The following is a 17013-nucleotide window of genomic DNA, read 5'->3' on the forward strand; positions in this document are numbered from 1 at the left end:
GTATTTTAACGGAAAAAAATTATTAAGTCAAATAAATTTGTAAAAAATAACTAAAATTAATAGATAAGATAGAAAAAAATAAGGGATTGAATACTTATGAAACTCTATATAAACTTTGGGGTTTTTTAAAAATCTAAGGGCTATAATATTTGCCAAAGAACCAATTAAAAGGCCGTTTCCGGCAATATCAACACCATAAGCTATTGCAGTGTAATTATTGGAGAAATTACTCATAAAAATTGCTGCAGGAACATTAGAAATTATTTGCGATAGTATTATACTTATATTAAATACATTGTAAAAATCCATATTGATACTGGTCATAATGTTTTTTACGATGCTAAAATTGCTAAGCATACCGAAATCTATAAACATTATAATAAATGTTAATATTAAAAAATAGTCGAATTTTAAAAGAATTTTTTTATAACCGCTAAAAAGATAAAAAAGAATGATCACCAATAATGCATATCTTACATATGAATACTCTAAGGACACAATAAAAATAACAAACAGCAATAATGAAGATATAAACAAAAATTTATCGGTATTTGTATGCTCTTTGATATTTATTTCTAAAGGTTTTTTGGGAAAAGAAAAAAATATAAACGTAATAAGCAATATAATACTCGGTAAAAAAACAATACTCATTTTTTGAATAAAATTTATTACACTTATATCCATCTGTCTAAATAAAAAAATATTCTGAGGATTTCCGAAAGGAGTAAGAGTGCTTCCTACATTAACAGCTATTGCTTCAAAAATGACAAGTTTGGTTAAGTCGTTTTTAATTTGTGTTGAAAACGCTAATGTTAAAGGAACCATAATAAAAAGAGTTATATCATTTGTTAAGAACATGGATAAGAACGCACTAAGCATAATAAAAGCAAAAGCAAGAGTTCTTTCATTTTTAAAGCTTTTAATGCTTTTTACCGCAAAAAGATCAAATATGTTTGAAAGTTTTAAAGCTGTTGTTATAAGTAATAGGGTACTTAGTGCTCTTATCGTACTCCAGTCTATATAAGAATTGATTTCCGATAATGACGGTTTTTCCTGGAAAAATAAAATAACAAAAAGGAAAAGAAAAGTAAAAAAAAGCCACTCTTTTTTTAAAAGTTTCATTTTCCTAAAATTTTAACCTTTGAAGTGTCTACATTGCATTCATTCGGAATGTTTTCAGGGTTTAGTGCTAGAGCTTCGTTATCCATTATAACAATTTCGTTGTTTAATATATGTTCAGCGACTTTTTTGGCGCCGTCGAGCGAATGCATATAGCAGCTTCCACACTGATATACGTTTGCTTCAGGGATCGTGTCAGTTTCAAGTACGTTTTGCATAGATTTTTTCCACGCTTCGATTACTTCTTCGTCTTCAGGTTCGCCAATTACACTCATATAAAACCCTGTACGGCATCCCATAGGTGAAATATCGATTATTTCGTAATTACTGAGATTATCTCTCATATATCCGGCAAAAAGATGCTCAAGCGTGTGCATTGCCCTTTCGTCGATAATCTCTTCATTTGGTTTTGCAAATCTTACGTCGTATACCGTAATGATATCTCCGTTTGGCGTTTTTACGTGTTTGGCTACCCTTAGGCCAGGACTTGGCATTTTAACGTGGTCAACCAAAAAACTGTCTAACATTGGCATTTTTACTCCTTGAATTTGGTGTGTTTATTATTAGTGTATTAGTGATGTAAAATGGTTGTTGATCACTGTCTATTTCAACATCCAAATAACCAGTATAGCAATAACTAATATACCGGTACACTTTTTTGTTTGCAATTATACATCATTTTTGATAAAATTCCGTTTCTAGTTCTCACCTCTTTATTCCTTGGTAGGGTTGCACCGTTTGGTGTTAAAGAAGAGGGAGGCTAAACCCGAACCAAAAAAAACAAATAATTCAAGGAGAAAACATGCCGTGTAATGTAACAATGAAAGACTTATTAGAGTGTGGTGTACACTTCGGTCACCAAAAGAGAAGATGGAACCCAAAAATGAAAAAATACATTTTTGGTGTAAGAAAAAACATTTATATTATCGACCTTCAAAAAACGCTAAGACATATCAAATATGCTTACAATGTAGTTAAAAACGCTGCTGAAGAAGGGAAAACTATACTTTTCGTAGGTACTAAAAAACAAGCAATCGATGCAATTAAAGAACATGCAGAAAGATGTGGTATGCCTTATGTAAACCATAGATGGCTTGGTGGTATGCTTACAAACTTCAAAACTATTCAAAAATCAATCAGAAAACTTGAAATCATTGAAAAAATGGAAGAAACTGGACAAATCAACCTTTTAACTAAAAAAGAAAGATTAATCCTTGCAAGAAGAAAAGCTAAACTTGAAAAATTCATCGGCGGTATCAGACATATGAAAACTATCCCTGATATGCTTTTCATTATAGATACTGTAAAAGAAAAAATCGCTGTTGGTGAAGCTAATAAACTTGGTCTTCCGATCGTAGCTCCTGTAGATACAAACTGTGACCCTGATTTAATCGATGTTCCAATCCCAGGAAACGACGATGCAATCAGAAGTGTAAATCTTTTCTGTAAAACAATTGCTGACGCTATCATTGAAGGTAAAGAATTGGCGGCTAAAGAGGAAGAAGGTGAAGTAGAACCTATTACTCAAGAAGAAATCGCTGAAGAAGTAAAAGAAATTAAAGAAGAAGCTAAAGCTGAAGAAAAAACTGAAGAAGAAATCAAAGCTGAAACTGAAGAAATCAAAAAAGCTGAGGAGGCGTAATATGGCTAACATTACTGCAGCAATGGTAAAGGCGCTTAGAGAAAAAACTGGTGCCGGAATGATGGATTGTAAAAAAGCTCTTGTAGAAGCTGAAGGTAACGAAGAAAAAGCGGTTGAGATCCTAAGAAAAAAAGGTCTTGCGAAAGCTGCTAAAAAAGCTGACAGAAATGCTGCTGAAGGTAGAGTTGAAATTTATATCAGCGACGATTACAAAAAAGGAAGTATCGCAGAAGTTAACTGTGAGACTGACTTCGTTGCTAAAACTGACGAATTTATCGAATTCGTTAGCGAAACTGTAAAAACTATCAATGTAAACGACATCGCTGACACTGAAGCTCTAAACAAAGCTCCGTTCGGTGCCGGAACATTTGAAGAAGAACTTAAAGTTAAAATCGCTAAAATCGGTGAAAACATCGTAGTTAGAAGAATCGGAACTATTAAAGCTCCTGAAAACGGAATCGTAAACGGATACATCCATGCAGGCGGAAAAGTTGGTGTACTTGTAGCGGCTGCATGTGACAGCGAAAAAACTTGCGAAGCTATCAAAGATACTTTAAGAGATATCGCAATGCACATTGCTGCAATGAAACCTCAGTACCTAAACCCTGAAGCGGTACCGGCTGACGTTATCGAAAAAGAAAAAGAAATTGCAAAAGCTCAACTTCTAAAAGAAGGTAAGCCTGAGCAGGTAATCGATAAAATCATCCCTGGTAAAATTAAAAGATTCTACAGCGACGTATGTGTTACAGAGCAGGAATACGTAAAAGCAGAGAAAAAAGAAACTGTTGCTGAAGCTCTTAGCAAAGCGGCAAAAGCTGCTGGCGGAGAAGCTAAACTTGTTGACTTTATCAGATTCGAAGTTGGTGAAGGTTTAGTTAAAAACGCATGCAACATGGCGGATGAAGTAGCGGCGGCTCTTTCTTAATCCCCGCTTCTTTTTATGTTTAAAATAAAAGTGTCAGGCACTAAATGAAAGAGTAGAGAAAGGGTTATAAGGAAAAGATAAGGGAGAAAGGAAAAAACAATTGGTAAGATGAGAATGAGATAAGGTTAAATGAAAAAATGTGGCAATGGAAAATTGAAAATTTTGAAAATAGAGAAATAACTTATTATAATAAAGATTAAGATTAATTTATTCAATTTAAAAGCTTATCGTTTCGCACATGTATAGTGACAGACACTGATGTATTTTTAATATTAATTAGTTATTTTGAGTCTTAAATTGTAAACAGCCGTCAATCAATAACCATTGACCATTGACCATTGACCATTGACCATTGACCATTGACCATTGACCATTGACCATTGACCATTGACCATTGACCATTGACCATTGACCATTGACCATTGACCATTGACCATTGACCATTGACCATTGACCATTGACCATTGACCATTGACCATTGACCATTGACCATTGACCATTGACCATTGACCATTGACCATTGACCATTGACCATTGACCATTGACCATTGAATAGTGCCAGACACTTATATTTGAGTAATTAATACACTTGTTAGCAAATAAATATACAAATAACAAATACACAAATAATTAATTAACATTACATCAAATATACCAGTGACTAATTAAGTGTAAAACCAAACTTATCTATTTAACAACTTCACAACTTAGCCAACTTCAATAACCAATTACCAATAACAACTTTGAACTTTTGCTATAATTTCTAAAAAAAGGCCGTTATGCTTAAAGCTGTAAATCTAACACATTCTTTCGATTATTTATTGTTTGAAGATGTTAACATTGAATTAAAGCCTACTGAAAAAATAGCAATAGTCGGAAGCAGCGGAAGCGGTAAATCAACACTTTTACATATACTTTCCACTTTTTTACATCCACAAAGTGGAAAAGTTTTTATAAATAACAAAAATATATATTCATTAAAAGAAAAAGAGTTAATAGCGATAAGAAAAAAAGAAATAGGTATAATTTTCCAGTTTCATTATCTTTTTAATACATTTACTGCGCTTGAAAACCTGCAGGCCGCTGCATTAATCAGTGGTGAAGAGATTGATTATAATCTGCTTGAAAGGCTTGGTATCAAAGATGTTATTCATCAAAATATCCAAACACTCTCAGGCGGACAGCAGCAACGTGTGAGCATTGCAAGAGTTTTGACTAAAAGACCTAAAATAATTTTTGCCGACGAACCTACCGGAAATCTTGATAAGCAAAATGCTTATGAAGTAATAGAAGTCTTAAAAGAGTACTGTGATGAAAACAATGCCGGACTGATAACTGTTACGCATGATATGGATATAGCGAAAAAATTTGACAAAGTATATGAACTAAAAAATAAAAAACTGGTAGAAATAAATGGAGATAATTAATTATCTAACACCTGTAAATGTTGTAACATATCTTCTGCTTTTTGTAAGAATCAGTTCATTTTTGGCTTTTATGCCGTTTTTTAATTATACGGCGATTCCTATGAATGTAAAGGCGGCATTTGCTTTTTGGCTTTCAATTCTCCTTTTTCCTATTACGCCCAAATTTGCTTATGAAATTAATATCGCAACTGTTTTACTAAGCGTATTAAATGAAGTTGCTTTTGCTTTTTTTGTCGGAATGGCATTACAGATGGTTTTTGATGTTTTAAAATATGCGGGTGAGCAAATAAGTTTTGTTATGGGGTTTACGCTTGCCAATGTAATGGATCCGAATGCGGGAGTGCAGACGACAATAATTTCACAGTTTTTTACTTGGGTGGCAGTTATGATGTTTTTAAGTTTCGGTGGTGATCATTTGGAGATTATGTTTTTGGATAAAACATTTGCAATGCTGCCTTTTGGAGAATTCTTCAGTTATCATAATGTTTATGAATATTTCATAACATATATGAGCAAATATTTTTTATTAGGTATAGCCATGGCCTTTCCGATTATAGCAATTTCACTAATGGGTGATATAATTTTCGGAATGATAATGAAAACAATGCCGCAGTTTAACCTTCTCGTAGTCGGATTTCCAATTAAAATTACTATTTCTTTTATGGTTTTAATTGCGATAATCGCTTCTTTGATGCAGTTATTTTCTAATGAAATACTTCAAGTCTTCGGCGCGTTACTTAGATTTATCGGCTAAGCCTGTAATTGGTTGCAACAATCCTTAAATGATTAAAAAAGTTATCAAACTGTTTGATTATATAATTTTCATAATTTATCATAATATATTCATAGTTTTTATAAAAAGCACTATATGAATAATTTGCACTGCCCGTTATTACCGTTTTATCATCGACTATGGCCAATTTTACATGCATTTTCGCTTTGTTTCCGTCTTTGTATTTTTTTCCTGTCAGTAAATAAATGTGAAAATTTTTAAGGACGGCAAGTCTTGGAATAACTGAATATTTGTATTTTGCTTCTTTCTTATCTGCTATGATATATATTCTAACACCGTGTTTTGCCGCAATTTTAAGTGCACGTGCGAGTTTTTTATTTGTAAATGTGTACATAACTATTTTTATCTCTTTTTTGGCATGTGTAAAGAGATTATAAAGTCTTGTTTCAGCTATTTTTCCATCATGAGGCATAAAATAAATTTCAGATGAAAACAGTAGCGTTGCGGCCAATAAAAAAAGTATTTTTTTCAAATCTCTTCCTTTTTTACTATAATTATAATAAAAAACGGGGTTGGCCATGAAAATTCTTCTAATTACTTCAAATGCGACAATAGAAAAACTTTTTGTTTTAAGTGCGGAAAAAAAGGGTGACGAAGTTATTATAGGAACCGCTGAAAATATTCCTGAGGGAACATTTGATGCTGTTTTTGTTGATAAAGATCTTTACAGCGACGAACTGTTTGAGAATTTAAAGATGCTTTTTCCTGATGCTAAGTTTGTTTTAATTGTTTCAAAAAATGATGAAAAAATCGTCGGATTTAATGATTATCTTACAAAACCGTTTTTGCCGACGGATTTAATGGAACTTTTGGAAAAACTGCCTAATATGAAAGACAATGAACAAAATATTGAAGAAGAAGATATTGATATTGAAAGCTTTGAAGACTTAAAAGACTTGGATATTGATATGGAGGATTCGTCGGATATTGAAAGCTTAGACGAACTTGATGATTTAGAAGACGATTTGGATTTTGATTTGGAGGAAGATATTTTAGACTCTGAGCTTGAGGAAAAAATAAATGAAGAACCATCAGAAGTGAATACGGATGAAAAAGAAGAAAACATAGATATTGAAGATATGTTTGAAGATTTGGAAAGTGAAGAGGATCTGAAAAACCTTGATGTAAGAGATGAGTTCGTTGCGGGTGATGAAGATGATTTTGAAATTAGTGAAGAAGAATTAGAAGGTGAAGCACCTGATGATGATATTGAAGAAAGCTTCGAATTAGATGAGAAGGAACTTGTAGATAGTGAAGAAAAAGAAGAGAATTTAGACGAAGAGCTTTTAAATGAGATTGAAGCAAATACACAATCAGAAGAAAGCGGAATGGAAGATATAAACAATGAAGCGGTTGTAGAAGAAGAAAAAGTAGAAGAACTTGATGAAGTGATCCAAGAACCTCAAGAACCTGAAGAAGAAATTTTGGAATCTATTGAGGAACCTGCTGAAGAAATAAATGAAGATTTTGATTTAGATGATTTAATTCAAGAAGAACAAAATCAAGAAAATATAGAAGAAAGTATTGATCAGCCGGTTGAAACAATCGAAGAATTACCTGAAGAAGTAGAAGAAGTTAAAAATAATGAAGATATGGTAGAAAATAATTTAGAAGAATTGCTGGAAACTTCCGAACAATTATCTGAAGAACCAGAGGAAGTTAACATTCAAGAAACAGAAGATGAACATGAAAACTTAGAAGAGTTTGATTTGGAAGAGATCGGGAATGAGACCGAACCGATAGAAGAAAAAATAGAAGAAGTTAGTGAAGAACCTCAAGAATCTCAAGAATCTGAAAAAGAAATTTTAGAATCAGTTGATGAAACAGTTGAAGAAAATATGAATGTTGATGAAGCGAATATTGAAGAAATAGAAGATTTAGATGAAGAATTGACAAATTTAGATGAAAGTCAATTGGCTGAAGTTTTAGGTGAGGAAGTGCCTCAGGAAGAAAATGAAGAAAATATTGATAATTTAGAAGAAATTAATGAAGAAAGTGTTGAAGAAATTAATATAGATGATAAAATTCCGGAAATTCAAGAAGCTCATGAATTGGAAAATATTATTAAAGAACCTACAATGGAAGAAAAAACGCTTGGAAGCGTACTGAACATTAACTGGGAAGAGCTTAAAAAAGCAAAAGCAAAAGTTACAATTACAATAGATTTCGGAGATTGATATGAATGGAAAAAATGGAAGCATTTTAGTTATTTCGGGTCCGAGCGGCAGCGGTAAGACGTCTTTGGCGAGAGTTGTATGCGAGGAGCTCGGGGATAAGGCGTATTTCAGTATTTCGAGCACTACGCGCCCTATCAGAGAAGGTGAAAAAGACGGAGTTGATTATTTCTTTTTAACAAAAGAAGAATTTATAAAAGACATTGAAGACGGATATTTCCTTGAGTGGGCCGAGGTTCACGGAAATTTTTACGGTACAAGTAAAAGACAGATAGACGCGGCGCTGAAAAAAGGCCAAATCGTGTTTCTTGACATAGACGTCCAGGGGTATGAACTTGTAAAAAAAGCGTACCCGGATATTACGACAGGAATTTTTGTAACCACTCCGAATCAGGAAGTTTTAAAACAGAGGCTTCTTAAAAGAGGTACGGAAACGGAAGAGTCGCTTAGAGTCAGAATGTTTAACGCAATACGTGAAATGCAAAAAATTGACGAATACGATTATCTGCTGATAAACGATGATTTTGACGAAGCAAAAGAGCTTTTAAGAAGCGTTGCTATTGCGAGTTTAATTAAAAGAAGCAAATATAATATTGAAGAATTTATAAATGAATGGAAAGGAAGTAAATGAAACAAAAAGTTGCCGGGAAGTTTAAAGACCACTTAGGGGAACTGCCTCCGTTATCAAAACCGAAAAACAAAGATTTCGGACATTTTGCGGTTCCTATTTTCAAATATGCAAAAATGAACAAACAAAACCCGCAGGAGTTTGCGGCTGCTTTATGCGACGCACTCGGAAACTGTGAGGAATTTGAAAAAGTTGAAGCCGTTAGCGGGTTTGTGAATATTACACTTAGTGACAGTTTTTTAAACGAATTTGCAAACAAAGTATTAAGTGAAAAAGAAAATTTCGCCAAAGGAAGCGGCAAAGAGAGAATATTGCTTGAATATATTTCGGCAAATCCTACTGGTCCTCTGCATATAGGACATGCAAGGGGAGCCGTATTCGGTGATGCGATCGCAAGAATCGGAAGACACATCGGATATGACGTAGTGACCGAATACTATGTAAACGACGCCGGGCGTCAGATAACGCTTCTCGGGCTTTCCGTATATCTTGCGGCAAGAGAGATTCTTGGGCTTGACGTTAAATGGCCCGAAGAATACTACAGAGGCGAATATATAAAAGACCTGGCCGCAGAAGCTATAAAAGAATTCGGAGAGGATTACTTTAAAGCGGAAATTGACGCGGAAAATTTCAATGACGATAAGCTCAATATGTGGGCAAAAGATAAAATGCTAAACCTTATAAAAGAAGATATCAAAGCCCTAAACGTTACGCCTTTTGATAACTGGGTGAGCGAAAAAGAACTTTATAAACACTGGGATGAGGTAAGGGCGATACTTGAAAAAAACGGAGCACTTTATGAAAAAGACGGTAAAGTATGGCTCAAATCCAGCGAATACAAAGACGAAAAAGACAGAGTCGTAGTAAGAGAAGACGGAAGACCTACATACCTTGCTGGGGATATAATTTACCACTGGGATAAATTCAAAAGAAATTACGACAGATACATAAATATCTGGGGAGCCGACCATCACGGCTATATCGCAAGGGTAAAAGCGGCTATTAAATTTTTGGGATTTGATCCTGAAAAACTCGAAATACTGCTTTCACAGATGGTAAAACTCCTAAAAGGCGGAGAGCCTTACAAAATGAGTAAACGTGCCGGTAATTTTATACTTGTAAGCGATGTTGTAAAAGATGTGGGAGCGGATGCTTTAAGGTTTGTGTTTTTAACCAAAAAAGCGGATACTCACCTTGAATTTGACGTGGATGAGCTAAACCGTCAGGATTCAAGCAACCCGGCATATTATATAAACTACGCACACGCAAGAATTAAATCTATTTTCAGAAACAAAGAGATGAATCTTGAAGATACCGTAAACATTCAGTTAAAAGATCTAAGCAAAGACGAAAAAGATTTAGTTTTCTTAGCGCTTCAGTTTCCGTATGTGTTGGAAGAGGCGTTTATAAACAGAGAGCCTCACAGACTTACGAACTATCTGTATGAACTTGCAAGCGAGTTTCACAGTTTCTATAATAAAAATAAAGTAATAGGAAGCGAAAAAGAAGAAGTAAGACTTAAAATATTGGCAGTTGTTGCAAGTATTATTAAACTCGGACTCTCACTTTTAGGAATTGAAGCAAAAGAGAGAATGTAGAAAGTGAAAAGTGAAGCGTTATGAAAGCGATGATTAGCGAATGTATGCTGGGAAGAGCCTGCAGGTATGACGGCAAGTCAAAACCTCTTCCTGATGAAGTTATAAACAGACTAAAAGAAAAATATGAGCTGATTCCTTTTTGTCCCGAGGCGTTTTCACTTCCGACTCCACGTCCCCCGGCAAGATTTATAGGTGATAAAATCATTGACATAAACGGAGTGGATAAAACGGATGCCTTTTTTAAAGGTGCGAATGAAGCGCTTAGAATCTGTAAAGAGCTAAATATTAAAATATTCATAGGTAAAGAAAAATCTCCAAGCTGCGGGGTTAAAAAAACAAGTGCTTACGTAAACGGCTGTGAGTGTAAGTGTGATGCACCGGGTCTTACAAGCAGGATATTAAAAGAAGAGGGGATAGAGCTTATTAGTGAGTGGGATTTAATCTCTTAATCTGTTTTTAATTTCCTCTAAAAATCTGTCCATCTGATATTTTGCTCTGTATTCTTCACTCATTAGATGTATTAACATATCTCCTAAATCTATTACCGTCCAGTCGTCGCTGGAATCAACGCCTAAAAACGTTTCACCCATAGGTTTCAGTGTCTTTTTAAGATGGTCAAGCAGCGCCTGAGCGTGTTTATCCGCCATTGTTGTAGCAACTATTACATAATCTACAAAATAATCTTTATCTTTTAAATCATAATCCATTACATCGATAGCTTTTTTTTCTTCCAAAAGCTCTTTAATTTTTGCAATTCTGTCCATAGAACTCCTTTATTTCTTTTTCTATAACTTTGGGAAGATATTCAAATTTACAGTTTCTGATTTCAGTGGAACTTATAGGAATATCAACGTCCAAAACTTTTTTGATATTATATTTACTTAAAAGGTTTTTATCAACTGTGCCTCTTTTTGCTACGATAAATTCGACTTTTTTCAAAATATCATTAATTCTGTGCCATTTATCAAGTGTATGCAGGTTGTCACTTCCAATTATGAAATAATCTGGTTTAAAGTGTTCTATAGTTTCAATGGAATATACCGGTTTTTTTTGGGATATTTCAAAATCGCTGACTTCAACGTTTTTAAAATCTTTAAAAATTTCTTTAAGCCATTTGAGCCTAAGCTCAGGGGGTGCTGAAAATGAATGTTTAAGCGGGTTTAAGTAGTTCGGCATTATAATGATTTTATCAATTCCAGATTCAAGAGCTTTTTTTGCTATTTCAATATGGCCGAGATGTGGCGGATCGAAACTTCCTCCGAAAATTGCAGTTTTCACCTATAACCTTTTTTTCAAATTGTACTATAATTACGAAAATTTATTAAAAGGCTTGTGATGAAAATAGCTATTAACGGGCTTGGCAGAATAGGTAGAAATATTTTAAGAGCGGCACTTAATAAAAATGTCGAAATTGTGGCGATTAACGATATTATGGATATTGATCTTGCCGCATATCTTCTTAGATTTGACACAATAAGAGGAAGTTTGGATGTAGAAATAATAGGTGATGATATTCTTAAAATAGGGGATTATTTTATAACTTATACGACTTTTTCATCTCCGAAAGATACACGCTTTAATGAAGCGGATGTAGTGTTTGAATGCAGCGGTAAGTTTTTAACAAGCGATGAGGTAAAACATCATATCAAGGGAAATGTCAAAAAAGTAATTATTTCAGCTCCTGCTAATGATGACACACCTACATACGTACTTGGGGTAAACCATAAAGAATACAAAGGTGAGAGTATTATTTCAAACGCTTCATGTACCACAAACTGTCTCGCCCCGATAGCTAAAATAATAGATGAAACCTACGGTATTCAAAAAGGGTTTATGACTACGATTCATAGTTACACAATGGATCAGAAACTGCTTGACGCACCGAATTACAGGGATATAAGACGCTCACGTGCCGCGGCCGAAAATATTATACCTACATTTACCGGAGCCGCAAAAGCTATTTATAAAGTACTTCCGAATCTTAAAGGAAAACTTGACGGAAGAAGTGTCAGGGTTCCTGTGGCGAACGTGTCGCTTATGGATCTGGTACTTGAGCTAAATAAGGATGTTACTGCAGAAGATATAAACGAACTTCTTGAGTTTCATGCCAAAACGGATCTTAAAGGCATACTTGAAATTGATTATGAGTATAAAGTCAGCAGTGATATTAATTCAAACCCGGCGAGTTCTATAGTGGCATGTGATCTTACACAAGCCAACGGCAATCTTGTAAAAATATTTTCATGGTATGACAATGAGTGGGGATACTCAAACAGAATGATTGAAATGGCGCAATATATATTAAAATAAAAAAAAGTTATAATGAATGGTTAACTGGTTATTAGTAATTGGTGTATTGGTATATGTTACTCAAAATTCCGGCAATCTCAAAAACTTAATTTCCTCATCAATATTTTTCTAATCACCAATATACCAGTAACAAGTACACTAATATACTAATTAACCTTAACAACCATACCAAACTAATATGCTATAATTTTGCTAAAAAGGAGAAGTATGAAGATAAACTCGCCTAAAGATTTGGATTTTAAGCCTGGGAGTTCTGTTTTTTTAAGGTGTGATTTTAATGTTCCCCTTGATGAATTCGGAAATATTACGGATGACAGACGTATAAGAATGGCTCTTCCGACAATCAAATATCTTCTTGATAACGAATGTAAAATTGTTATAGCTTCTCACCTTGGGCGCCCTAAAGGTGAATTTGATGAAAAATACTCTTTAAAACCTGTAGCAAAAAGACTTTCTCACTTATTGAAACAAGACGTAATAATGGCTAAAGATGTAGTGGGACCTGATGCCAAGGAAAAGGCTTCTAAACTTCAAAACGGAGAAATATTACTGCTTGAAAACGTAAGGTTCGACCCGAGAGAAACTAAAAACGATGAAGGGTTTGCAAAAGAACTGAGCGAATTCGGAGAATTTTATATCAACGACGCATTTGGTGTTTCTCACAGAGCACACGCAAGTGTGGAAGCAATTACAAGGTTTTATGACAATGAACATAAAGCGGCAGGATTTTTGCTTCTTAAAGAAATTAATTTCTTTTATAAACTTCTTGAAAACCCGGTACGACCTTTTGTAGCAGTTGTAGGCGGGAGTAAAGTAAGCGGTAAACTTCAGGCATTAATTAATCTTCTTCCGAAAGTGGATAAAATAATTATCGGTGGAGGAATGGCTTTTACGTTTCTTAAAGCTATGGGATACAATGTGGGTAATTCACTTGTTGAAGACGAGCTTATAGACGAAGCTCTAAAAATCATGGCCGAAGCAAAAAGACTCGGGGTTAAATTTTACCTGCCTGTGGATATTGTGATTGCCGATAAATTTGCAGAAGACGCAATGGTGAAATATGTTACGGCTCAGGAAATTCCCGACGGATGGATGGGACTTGATATAGGACCTGCAAGTGTGAGACTTTTCGGTGAAGTTTTATGGGATGCCCAGACTATCCTTTGGAACGGTCCTATGGGAGTTTTTGAAATGGATAAATTCAGCAGAGGTACGTTTAAAATTTCGCATGAAATTGCAAGAAGTCACGGTATCAAAGTAGTGGGCGGTGGTGACACGGCCGATGCGGTTCAAAGAGCCGGAGACGATGAGGAAATGACGTTTATTTCTACAGGCGGAGGAGCGAGTTTAGAGCTTCTTGAAGGTAAAAAACTGCCGGGTATCGCAGCATTGGAGATAAAATGATAGTAGCAGCGAATTTTAAAATGAATAAAACAAGAAAGGAAGTAGAAGAGTATACCAAGGTATTGGATGTTGTTAATTTCGGTAATGTTAATGTATCGGTATTTCCTCCGTGCAGTGCTTTAATCAGTAAGGATTATATAGGTGTGCAAAACGCTTATCCTGCTAAGAACGGTGCATATACGGGTGAAATAGGGCTTGAACAGATAAAAGAGTTTTCAATAAATAAAATTTTAATAGGACACAGTGAAAGAAGACACATTCTTAAAGAGTCTCAAAAATTTATAGTAGAAAAATTTGAATTTTATAAAAATGAGGGATTTGAGATTTATTACTGTATCGGAGAGCCTCTTGAAGTTAGAAAAAAAGGGATTGATGAGGTGATTCAATATCTAAAAGCTCAGCTTGTAGGGATAGATTTGAATTATGAAAGATTAATTATTGCATACGAACCGGTATGGGCGATTGGTACGGGTGTAAGTGCTTCAAATGAAGAGATAAAAGAAACACATAAAGAAATAAAAAAGCTTGCAAACAGACCGCTTTTATATGGCGGAAGCGTTAAACCGGAAAATGTTAAAGATATTCTTTCTATTGAGAATGTTGACGGAGTGCTTGTCGGAAGTGCGAGTTTGGATGTAAGTAATTTCATTAAAATGATAGAAATAGCAAAAGAAGTACAAAAGGAGAAATAATGGTAATGGAAGGTAAAAGAGGTTTAATTATAGGTGTTGCGAATAACAGATCGATAGCATATGGTATTGCAAAAGCATGTAAAGCTCAGGGGGCGGATGTTATTCTTACTTATCAAAATGAAAAAATGCAAAAAAGGGTTCAAAAAGTTGCTGATGAATTAGGGGTTAAAAATATTTATCCTTTAGATGTTAGTAAACCTGAAGAAATTGAAAGTTTAAAAGAAGCAGTTGAAAAAGACTACGGGAAAATTGATTTTTTAGTTCACTCTGTAGCGTTTGCACCAAGAGAAGCTCTTGACGGTAAATTTATAGATACAACAAAAGAAGCGTTTAATATCGCAATGGAGATTAGTGTATATTCATTAATAGAAGTGGTTCAAAAAATAGAACCTATTTTGAATGACGGTGCGTCAATTCTTACACTTACTTATCTTGGAAGTATCAGATACATTCCTCATTACAATGTAATGGGCGTGGCTAAAGCGGCTTTAGAAGCCAGTGTAAGATATTTAGCTGTTGATCTTGGTGAGAGAAAAATAAGAATCAACGCACTTAGTGCAGGACCTATTAAAACACTTGCGGCAAGCGGTATCGGTGATTTTAGCGAAATTCTTAAATATAATGAAAAAAACTCTCCTCTTATGAAAAATGTAACGATTGAAGAAGTAGGTAACAGCGGTATGTATCTGTTAAGTGACCTTTCCAGCGGGGTAACCGGGGAAGTTCATTTTGTAGACAGTGGATATAATATAATGGGTATGCCGAGATATGACGATTAAACGGGGATATTCCCGTTTTTTTAATGAATAAGTGTCAGGCACTATGAAGGAATGTTTTTTTATATCTTTGCGAATATTTATACTATAAATAAATGATTGTAAAAAAAATAATATGAAATTGGCAGGATATAAAGGCGCAATAACATTAAAATAAATAAACATGGAAAATTAAAGATAAGTCTCTTTAATATATGTAATATTAATGAAAAATAAATGTACGTATTCCCTTAAATACACAAAAAATAAAAAATTTACAAGTAAAAATGTAACAAAATATTGATTTTTTTAGAAAAAAAGCACAAAAATAACACTAAAAAATTTGATTTTTAAATTTTTTGACGATATAATTGTGAGGTAAAAATTAAAAAACAAAGGAGAGAGAATGCTAAAAAAACTATCTTTAGCAGCTTTAATAGCAATGGGTTCAATGAGTGTAGCAAGCGCTACTCCTCTAACAGAAGCAATCAAAGGTGTTGATCTAAGCGGAATGATCAGAGTTAGATTTTATAACTATGCACCAAAAGACGAAAATACAGTAAATAGATGGAGAACAAGTTCTGACTTCAAATTCACTATTCCTGTAAGCGAAGAATTAAAAGTTGTTTACAAACTTGGAGTTGAAGGTAACGTTTATGCTGATGATAATGATGCACTTGACGGTACAAACATCAATCCAAATCCTGCAGAAAACCTTGTTTTCTTAAAATATTCAGCTAACGGTGTTAACGTAATCGCTGGTAAAATCCCTGTAGCAACTTCTGTAACTGGAAGCGGACACGGTGAAGCACACGGTGCTGGTGCAATTGCAACTTTCAAAGCAAGTGATAACGTAACATTAGCTGGTGCATGGATTAATGCATTAGGAAGTGTTGACCAAATTCCTGATAATACACTTGGAAATGATATTTATGCTGTAGCAGCATTATTTAATGTAGATATGGTAAAAGGTAATGTATGGTATTATCATGCAACAAATGCAATTAAAAACCTTTATACTGTAAGCGTAGACGTAACTCCTGTAGAAAACGTTGACGTACATGCTGATTATGCAGCTGGAAAAGGTGATGAAGATGGTGCTAAAACTAAAAACTACTTCAACGTATCAGCTAAATATACTCAAGATGCATTCTGTGTAAAAGTTGGTTATGCTAAAACTGACAAAGATGATGGTATTGTTGTATTAGATAATGATTCACCAATCGCAGCAGTATTACCAGTTGAACAAAGATATGCAATCGCAAACGATATTGACACTTCTGCGTTCTATGCAAAAGCTGGATACAACGTAGACGCTAAAACAAACGTATACGTAGCATATGCAGGTGTTAACGACAAATCTGAAGACAATGCAGATTCAACTGAAGTTGTTGTAGGTGGAAGCTACAAATACAGCAAAAAAATGAAATTTTCAGCTTTATACTCAATCTTTAACGATAAATCAGCTGATAACGAAGATCAAAACGAATTAAAAGTTGAAGCTAAATACAGCTTCTAATCTCTCTTGGGCTTTTGCCCTTTTTAT

General features: G+C 34.3%; 19 protein-coding genes. 13 read left to right on the top strand and 6 right to left on the bottom strand.

Features of this window, described 5'->3' with window-relative positions; genetic code table 11:
- Window positions 1-27: 27 nt before the first annotated feature.
- Both NAMH_RS02225 and luxS read right to left on the bottom strand, forming a co-directional pair.
- A complete protein-coding gene (locus tag NAMH_RS02225) occupies window positions 28-1122 on the bottom strand; it encodes an SLC13 family permease (protein WP_015902646.1) in 1095 nt (364 codons plus the stop codon).
- Window positions 1119-1652 (bottom strand): S-ribosylhomocysteine lyase, encoded by a 534-nt coding sequence (gene luxS, locus NAMH_RS02230; RefSeq protein WP_012664028.1) that lies wholly within the window; start codon window positions 1650-1652, stop codon window positions 1119-1121. Before luxS ends, NAMH_RS02225 begins: the two co-directional genes overlap by 4 nt.
- A gap of 269 nt (window positions 1653-1921) precedes the next feature.
- Between luxS and rpsB the strand changes: the two genes are divergently transcribed.
- Both rpsB and tsf read left to right on the top strand, forming a co-directional pair.
- Window positions 1922-2761 (top strand): 30S ribosomal protein S2, encoded by an 840-nt coding sequence (gene rpsB, locus NAMH_RS02235; RefSeq protein ID WP_012663888.1) that lies wholly within the window; start codon window positions 1922-1924, stop codon window positions 2759-2761.
- 1 nt (window position 2762) lies between these two features.
- Complete coding sequence (gene tsf, locus NAMH_RS02240; RefSeq protein WP_015902549.1) at window positions 2763-3686, top strand: translation elongation factor Ts; 924 nt, start codon at window positions 2763-2765, stop codon at window positions 3684-3686.
- Between the two features lie 276 nt (window positions 3687-3962).
- Here tsf and NAMH_RS02245 read toward each other — a convergent pair whose 3' ends face one another.
- A complete protein-coding gene (locus NAMH_RS02245) occupies window positions 3963-4214 on the bottom strand; it encodes a hypothetical protein (protein ID WP_187146595.1) in 252 nt (83 codons plus the stop codon).
- Between the two features lie 251 nt (window positions 4215-4465).
- On the opposite strand from NAMH_RS02245, the gene NAMH_RS02250 reads away from it, so the two are divergent.
- Both NAMH_RS02250 and fliR read left to right on the top strand, forming a co-directional pair.
- The gene (locus tag NAMH_RS02250) at window positions 4466-5113 is read left to right on the top strand and encodes an ABC transporter ATP-binding protein (RefSeq protein ID WP_015902169.1); all 648 of its coding nucleotides are present in this window, start codon (window positions 4466-4468) and stop codon (window positions 5111-5113) included.
- Window positions 5100-5867: a flagellar biosynthetic protein FliR gene (gene fliR / locus NAMH_RS02255; RefSeq protein WP_015902748.1), complete on the top strand. Its 768-nt coding sequence runs from the start codon at window positions 5100-5102 to the stop codon at window positions 5865-5867. The genes NAMH_RS02250 and fliR overlap by 14 nt, the downstream gene beginning before the upstream one ends.
- On the opposite strand, the gene NAMH_RS02260 is transcribed toward fliR, so the two are convergent.
- Entirely contained in the window at window positions 5857-6378 is a 522-nt protein-coding gene (locus NAMH_RS02260; RefSeq protein ID WP_143709734.1) for a phospholipase D-like domain-containing protein, read from the bottom strand. The genes fliR and NAMH_RS02260 overlap by 11 nt on opposite strands.
- Window positions 6379-6424: 46 nt before the next feature.
- On the opposite strand from NAMH_RS02260, the gene NAMH_RS02265 reads away from it, so the two are divergent.
- Genes NAMH_RS02265 through NAMH_RS02280 form a run of 4 tightly spaced genes read left to right on the top strand, consistent with a single transcriptional unit; the run spans window position 6425 to window position 10755 of the window.
- Window positions 6425-8083, top strand: a complete 1659-nt coding sequence (locus NAMH_RS02265; protein ID WP_012663442.1) for a DNA-binding transcriptional response regulator — start codon at window positions 6425-6427, stop codon at window positions 8081-8083.
- A 1-nt stretch (window position 8084) separates the two neighbouring features.
- Window positions 8085-8711: a guanylate kinase gene (gene gmk, locus NAMH_RS02270; protein WP_015902760.1), complete on the top strand. Its 627-nt coding sequence runs from the start codon at window positions 8085-8087 to the stop codon at window positions 8709-8711.
- Window positions 8708-10306, top strand: coding sequence for an arginine--tRNA ligase (gene argS, locus NAMH_RS02275; protein WP_015901742.1), 1599 nt, complete (start codon window positions 8708-8710; stop codon window positions 10304-10306). The genes gmk and argS overlap by 4 nt, the downstream gene beginning before the upstream one ends.
- A gap of 20 nt (window positions 10307-10326) precedes the next feature.
- Window positions 10327-10755, top strand: coding sequence for a 2-thiouracil desulfurase family protein (locus tag NAMH_RS02280; protein WP_015902467.1), 429 nt, complete (start codon window positions 10327-10329; stop codon window positions 10753-10755).
- Here the strand turns inward: NAMH_RS02280 and rsfS are convergent.
- Window positions 10744-11070, bottom strand: a complete 327-nt coding sequence (gene rsfS / locus NAMH_RS02285) for a ribosome silencing factor (RefSeq protein WP_015902356.1) — start codon at window positions 11068-11070, stop codon at window positions 10744-10746. The genes NAMH_RS02280 and rsfS overlap by 12 nt on opposite strands.
- The gene (gene nadD, locus NAMH_RS02290) at window positions 11048-11584 is read right to left on the bottom strand and encodes a nicotinate (nicotinamide) nucleotide adenylyltransferase (protein ID WP_015902422.1); all 537 of its coding nucleotides are present in this window, start codon (window positions 11582-11584) and stop codon (window positions 11048-11050) included. Before nadD ends, rsfS begins: the two co-directional genes overlap by 23 nt.
- Window positions 11585-11641: 57 nt before the next feature.
- On the opposite strand from nadD, the gene gap reads away from it, so the two are divergent.
- From gap to NAMH_RS02315, 5 genes are all read left to right on the top strand, one after another.
- Entirely contained in the window at window positions 11642-12616 is a 975-nt protein-coding gene (gene gap, locus NAMH_RS02295) for a type I glyceraldehyde-3-phosphate dehydrogenase (RefSeq protein WP_041361503.1), read from the top strand.
- A gap of 207 nt (window positions 12617-12823) precedes the next feature.
- Complete coding sequence (locus tag NAMH_RS02300; protein ID WP_015902108.1) at window positions 12824-14020, top strand: phosphoglycerate kinase; 1197 nt, start codon at window positions 12824-12826, stop codon at window positions 14018-14020.
- Window positions 14017-14712, top strand: a complete 696-nt coding sequence (locus tag NAMH_RS02305) for a triose-phosphate isomerase (protein ID WP_015902685.1) — start codon at window positions 14017-14019, stop codon at window positions 14710-14712. Before NAMH_RS02300 ends, NAMH_RS02305 begins: the two co-directional genes overlap by 4 nt.
- Window positions 14712-15491, top strand: a complete 780-nt coding sequence (gene fabI / locus NAMH_RS02310; RefSeq protein WP_015902812.1) for an enoyl-ACP reductase FabI — start codon at window positions 14712-14714, stop codon at window positions 15489-15491. Before NAMH_RS02305 ends, fabI begins: the two co-directional genes overlap by 1 nt.
- A 382-nt stretch (window positions 15492-15873) precedes the next feature.
- Window positions 15874-16986: a porin gene (locus tag NAMH_RS02315; protein WP_012663946.1), complete on the top strand. Its 1113-nt coding sequence runs from the start codon at window positions 15874-15876 to the stop codon at window positions 16984-16986.
- Window positions 16987-17013 lie beyond the last annotated feature (27 nt).

This window comes from Nautilia profundicola AmH (assembly GCF_000021725.1).
In the GTDB taxonomy this organism is placed as follows: Bacteria; Campylobacterota; Campylobacteria; order Campylobacterales; family Nautiliaceae; genus Nautilia; species Nautilia profundicola.

Coding starts and splice junctions, on each gene's coding strand:
- NAMH_RS02250 (WP_015902169.1), top strand. CDS start 4,466: ATGCTTAAAGCTGTAAATCTAACACATTCTTTCGATTATTTATTGTTT.
- luxS (WP_012664028.1), bottom strand. CDS start 1,652: ATGCCAATGTTAGACAGTTTTTTGGTTGACCACGTTAAAATGCCAAGT.
- rpsB (WP_012663888.1), top strand. CDS start 1,922: ATGCCGTGTAATGTAACAATGAAAGACTTATTAGAGTGTGGTGTACAC.
- tsf (WP_015902549.1), top strand. CDS start 2,763: ATGGCTAACATTACTGCAGCAATGGTAAAGGCGCTTAGAGAAAAAACT.
- NAMH_RS02280 (WP_015902467.1), top strand. CDS start 10,327: ATGAAAGCGATGATTAGCGAATGTATGCTGGGAAGAGCCTGCAGGTAT.
- NAMH_RS02265 (WP_012663442.1), top strand. CDS start 6,425: ATGAAAATTCTTCTAATTACTTCAAATGCGACAATAGAAAAACTTTTT.
- gap (WP_041361503.1), top strand. CDS start 11,642: ATGAAAATAGCTATTAACGGGCTTGGCAGAATAGGTAGAAATATTTTA.
- fliR (WP_015902748.1), top strand. CDS start 5,100: ATGGAGATAATTAATTATCTAACACCTGTAAATGTTGTAACATATCTT.
- NAMH_RS02305 (WP_015902685.1), top strand. CDS start 14,017: ATGATAGTAGCAGCGAATTTTAAAATGAATAAAACAAGAAAGGAAGTA.
- fabI (WP_015902812.1), top strand. CDS start 14,712: ATGGTAATGGAAGGTAAAAGAGGTTTAATTATAGGTGTTGCGAATAAC.
- NAMH_RS02300 (WP_015902108.1), top strand. CDS start 12,824: ATGAAGATAAACTCGCCTAAAGATTTGGATTTTAAGCCTGGGAGTTCT.
- rsfS (WP_015902356.1), bottom strand. CDS start 11,070: ATGGACAGAATTGCAAAAATTAAAGAGCTTTTGGAAGAAAAAAAAGCT.
- NAMH_RS02225 (WP_015902646.1), bottom strand. CDS start 1,122: ATGAAACTTTTAAAAAAAGAGTGGCTTTTTTTTACTTTTCTTTTCCTT.
- gmk (WP_015902760.1), top strand. CDS start 8,085: ATGAATGGAAAAAATGGAAGCATTTTAGTTATTTCGGGTCCGAGCGGC.
- NAMH_RS02245 (WP_187146595.1), bottom strand. CDS start 4,214: ATGGTCAATGGTCAATGGTCAATGGTCAATGGTCAATGGTCAATGGTC.
- argS (WP_015901742.1), top strand. CDS start 8,708: ATGAAACAAAAAGTTGCCGGGAAGTTTAAAGACCACTTAGGGGAACTG.
- NAMH_RS02315 (WP_012663946.1), top strand. CDS start 15,874: ATGCTAAAAAAACTATCTTTAGCAGCTTTAATAGCAATGGGTTCAATG.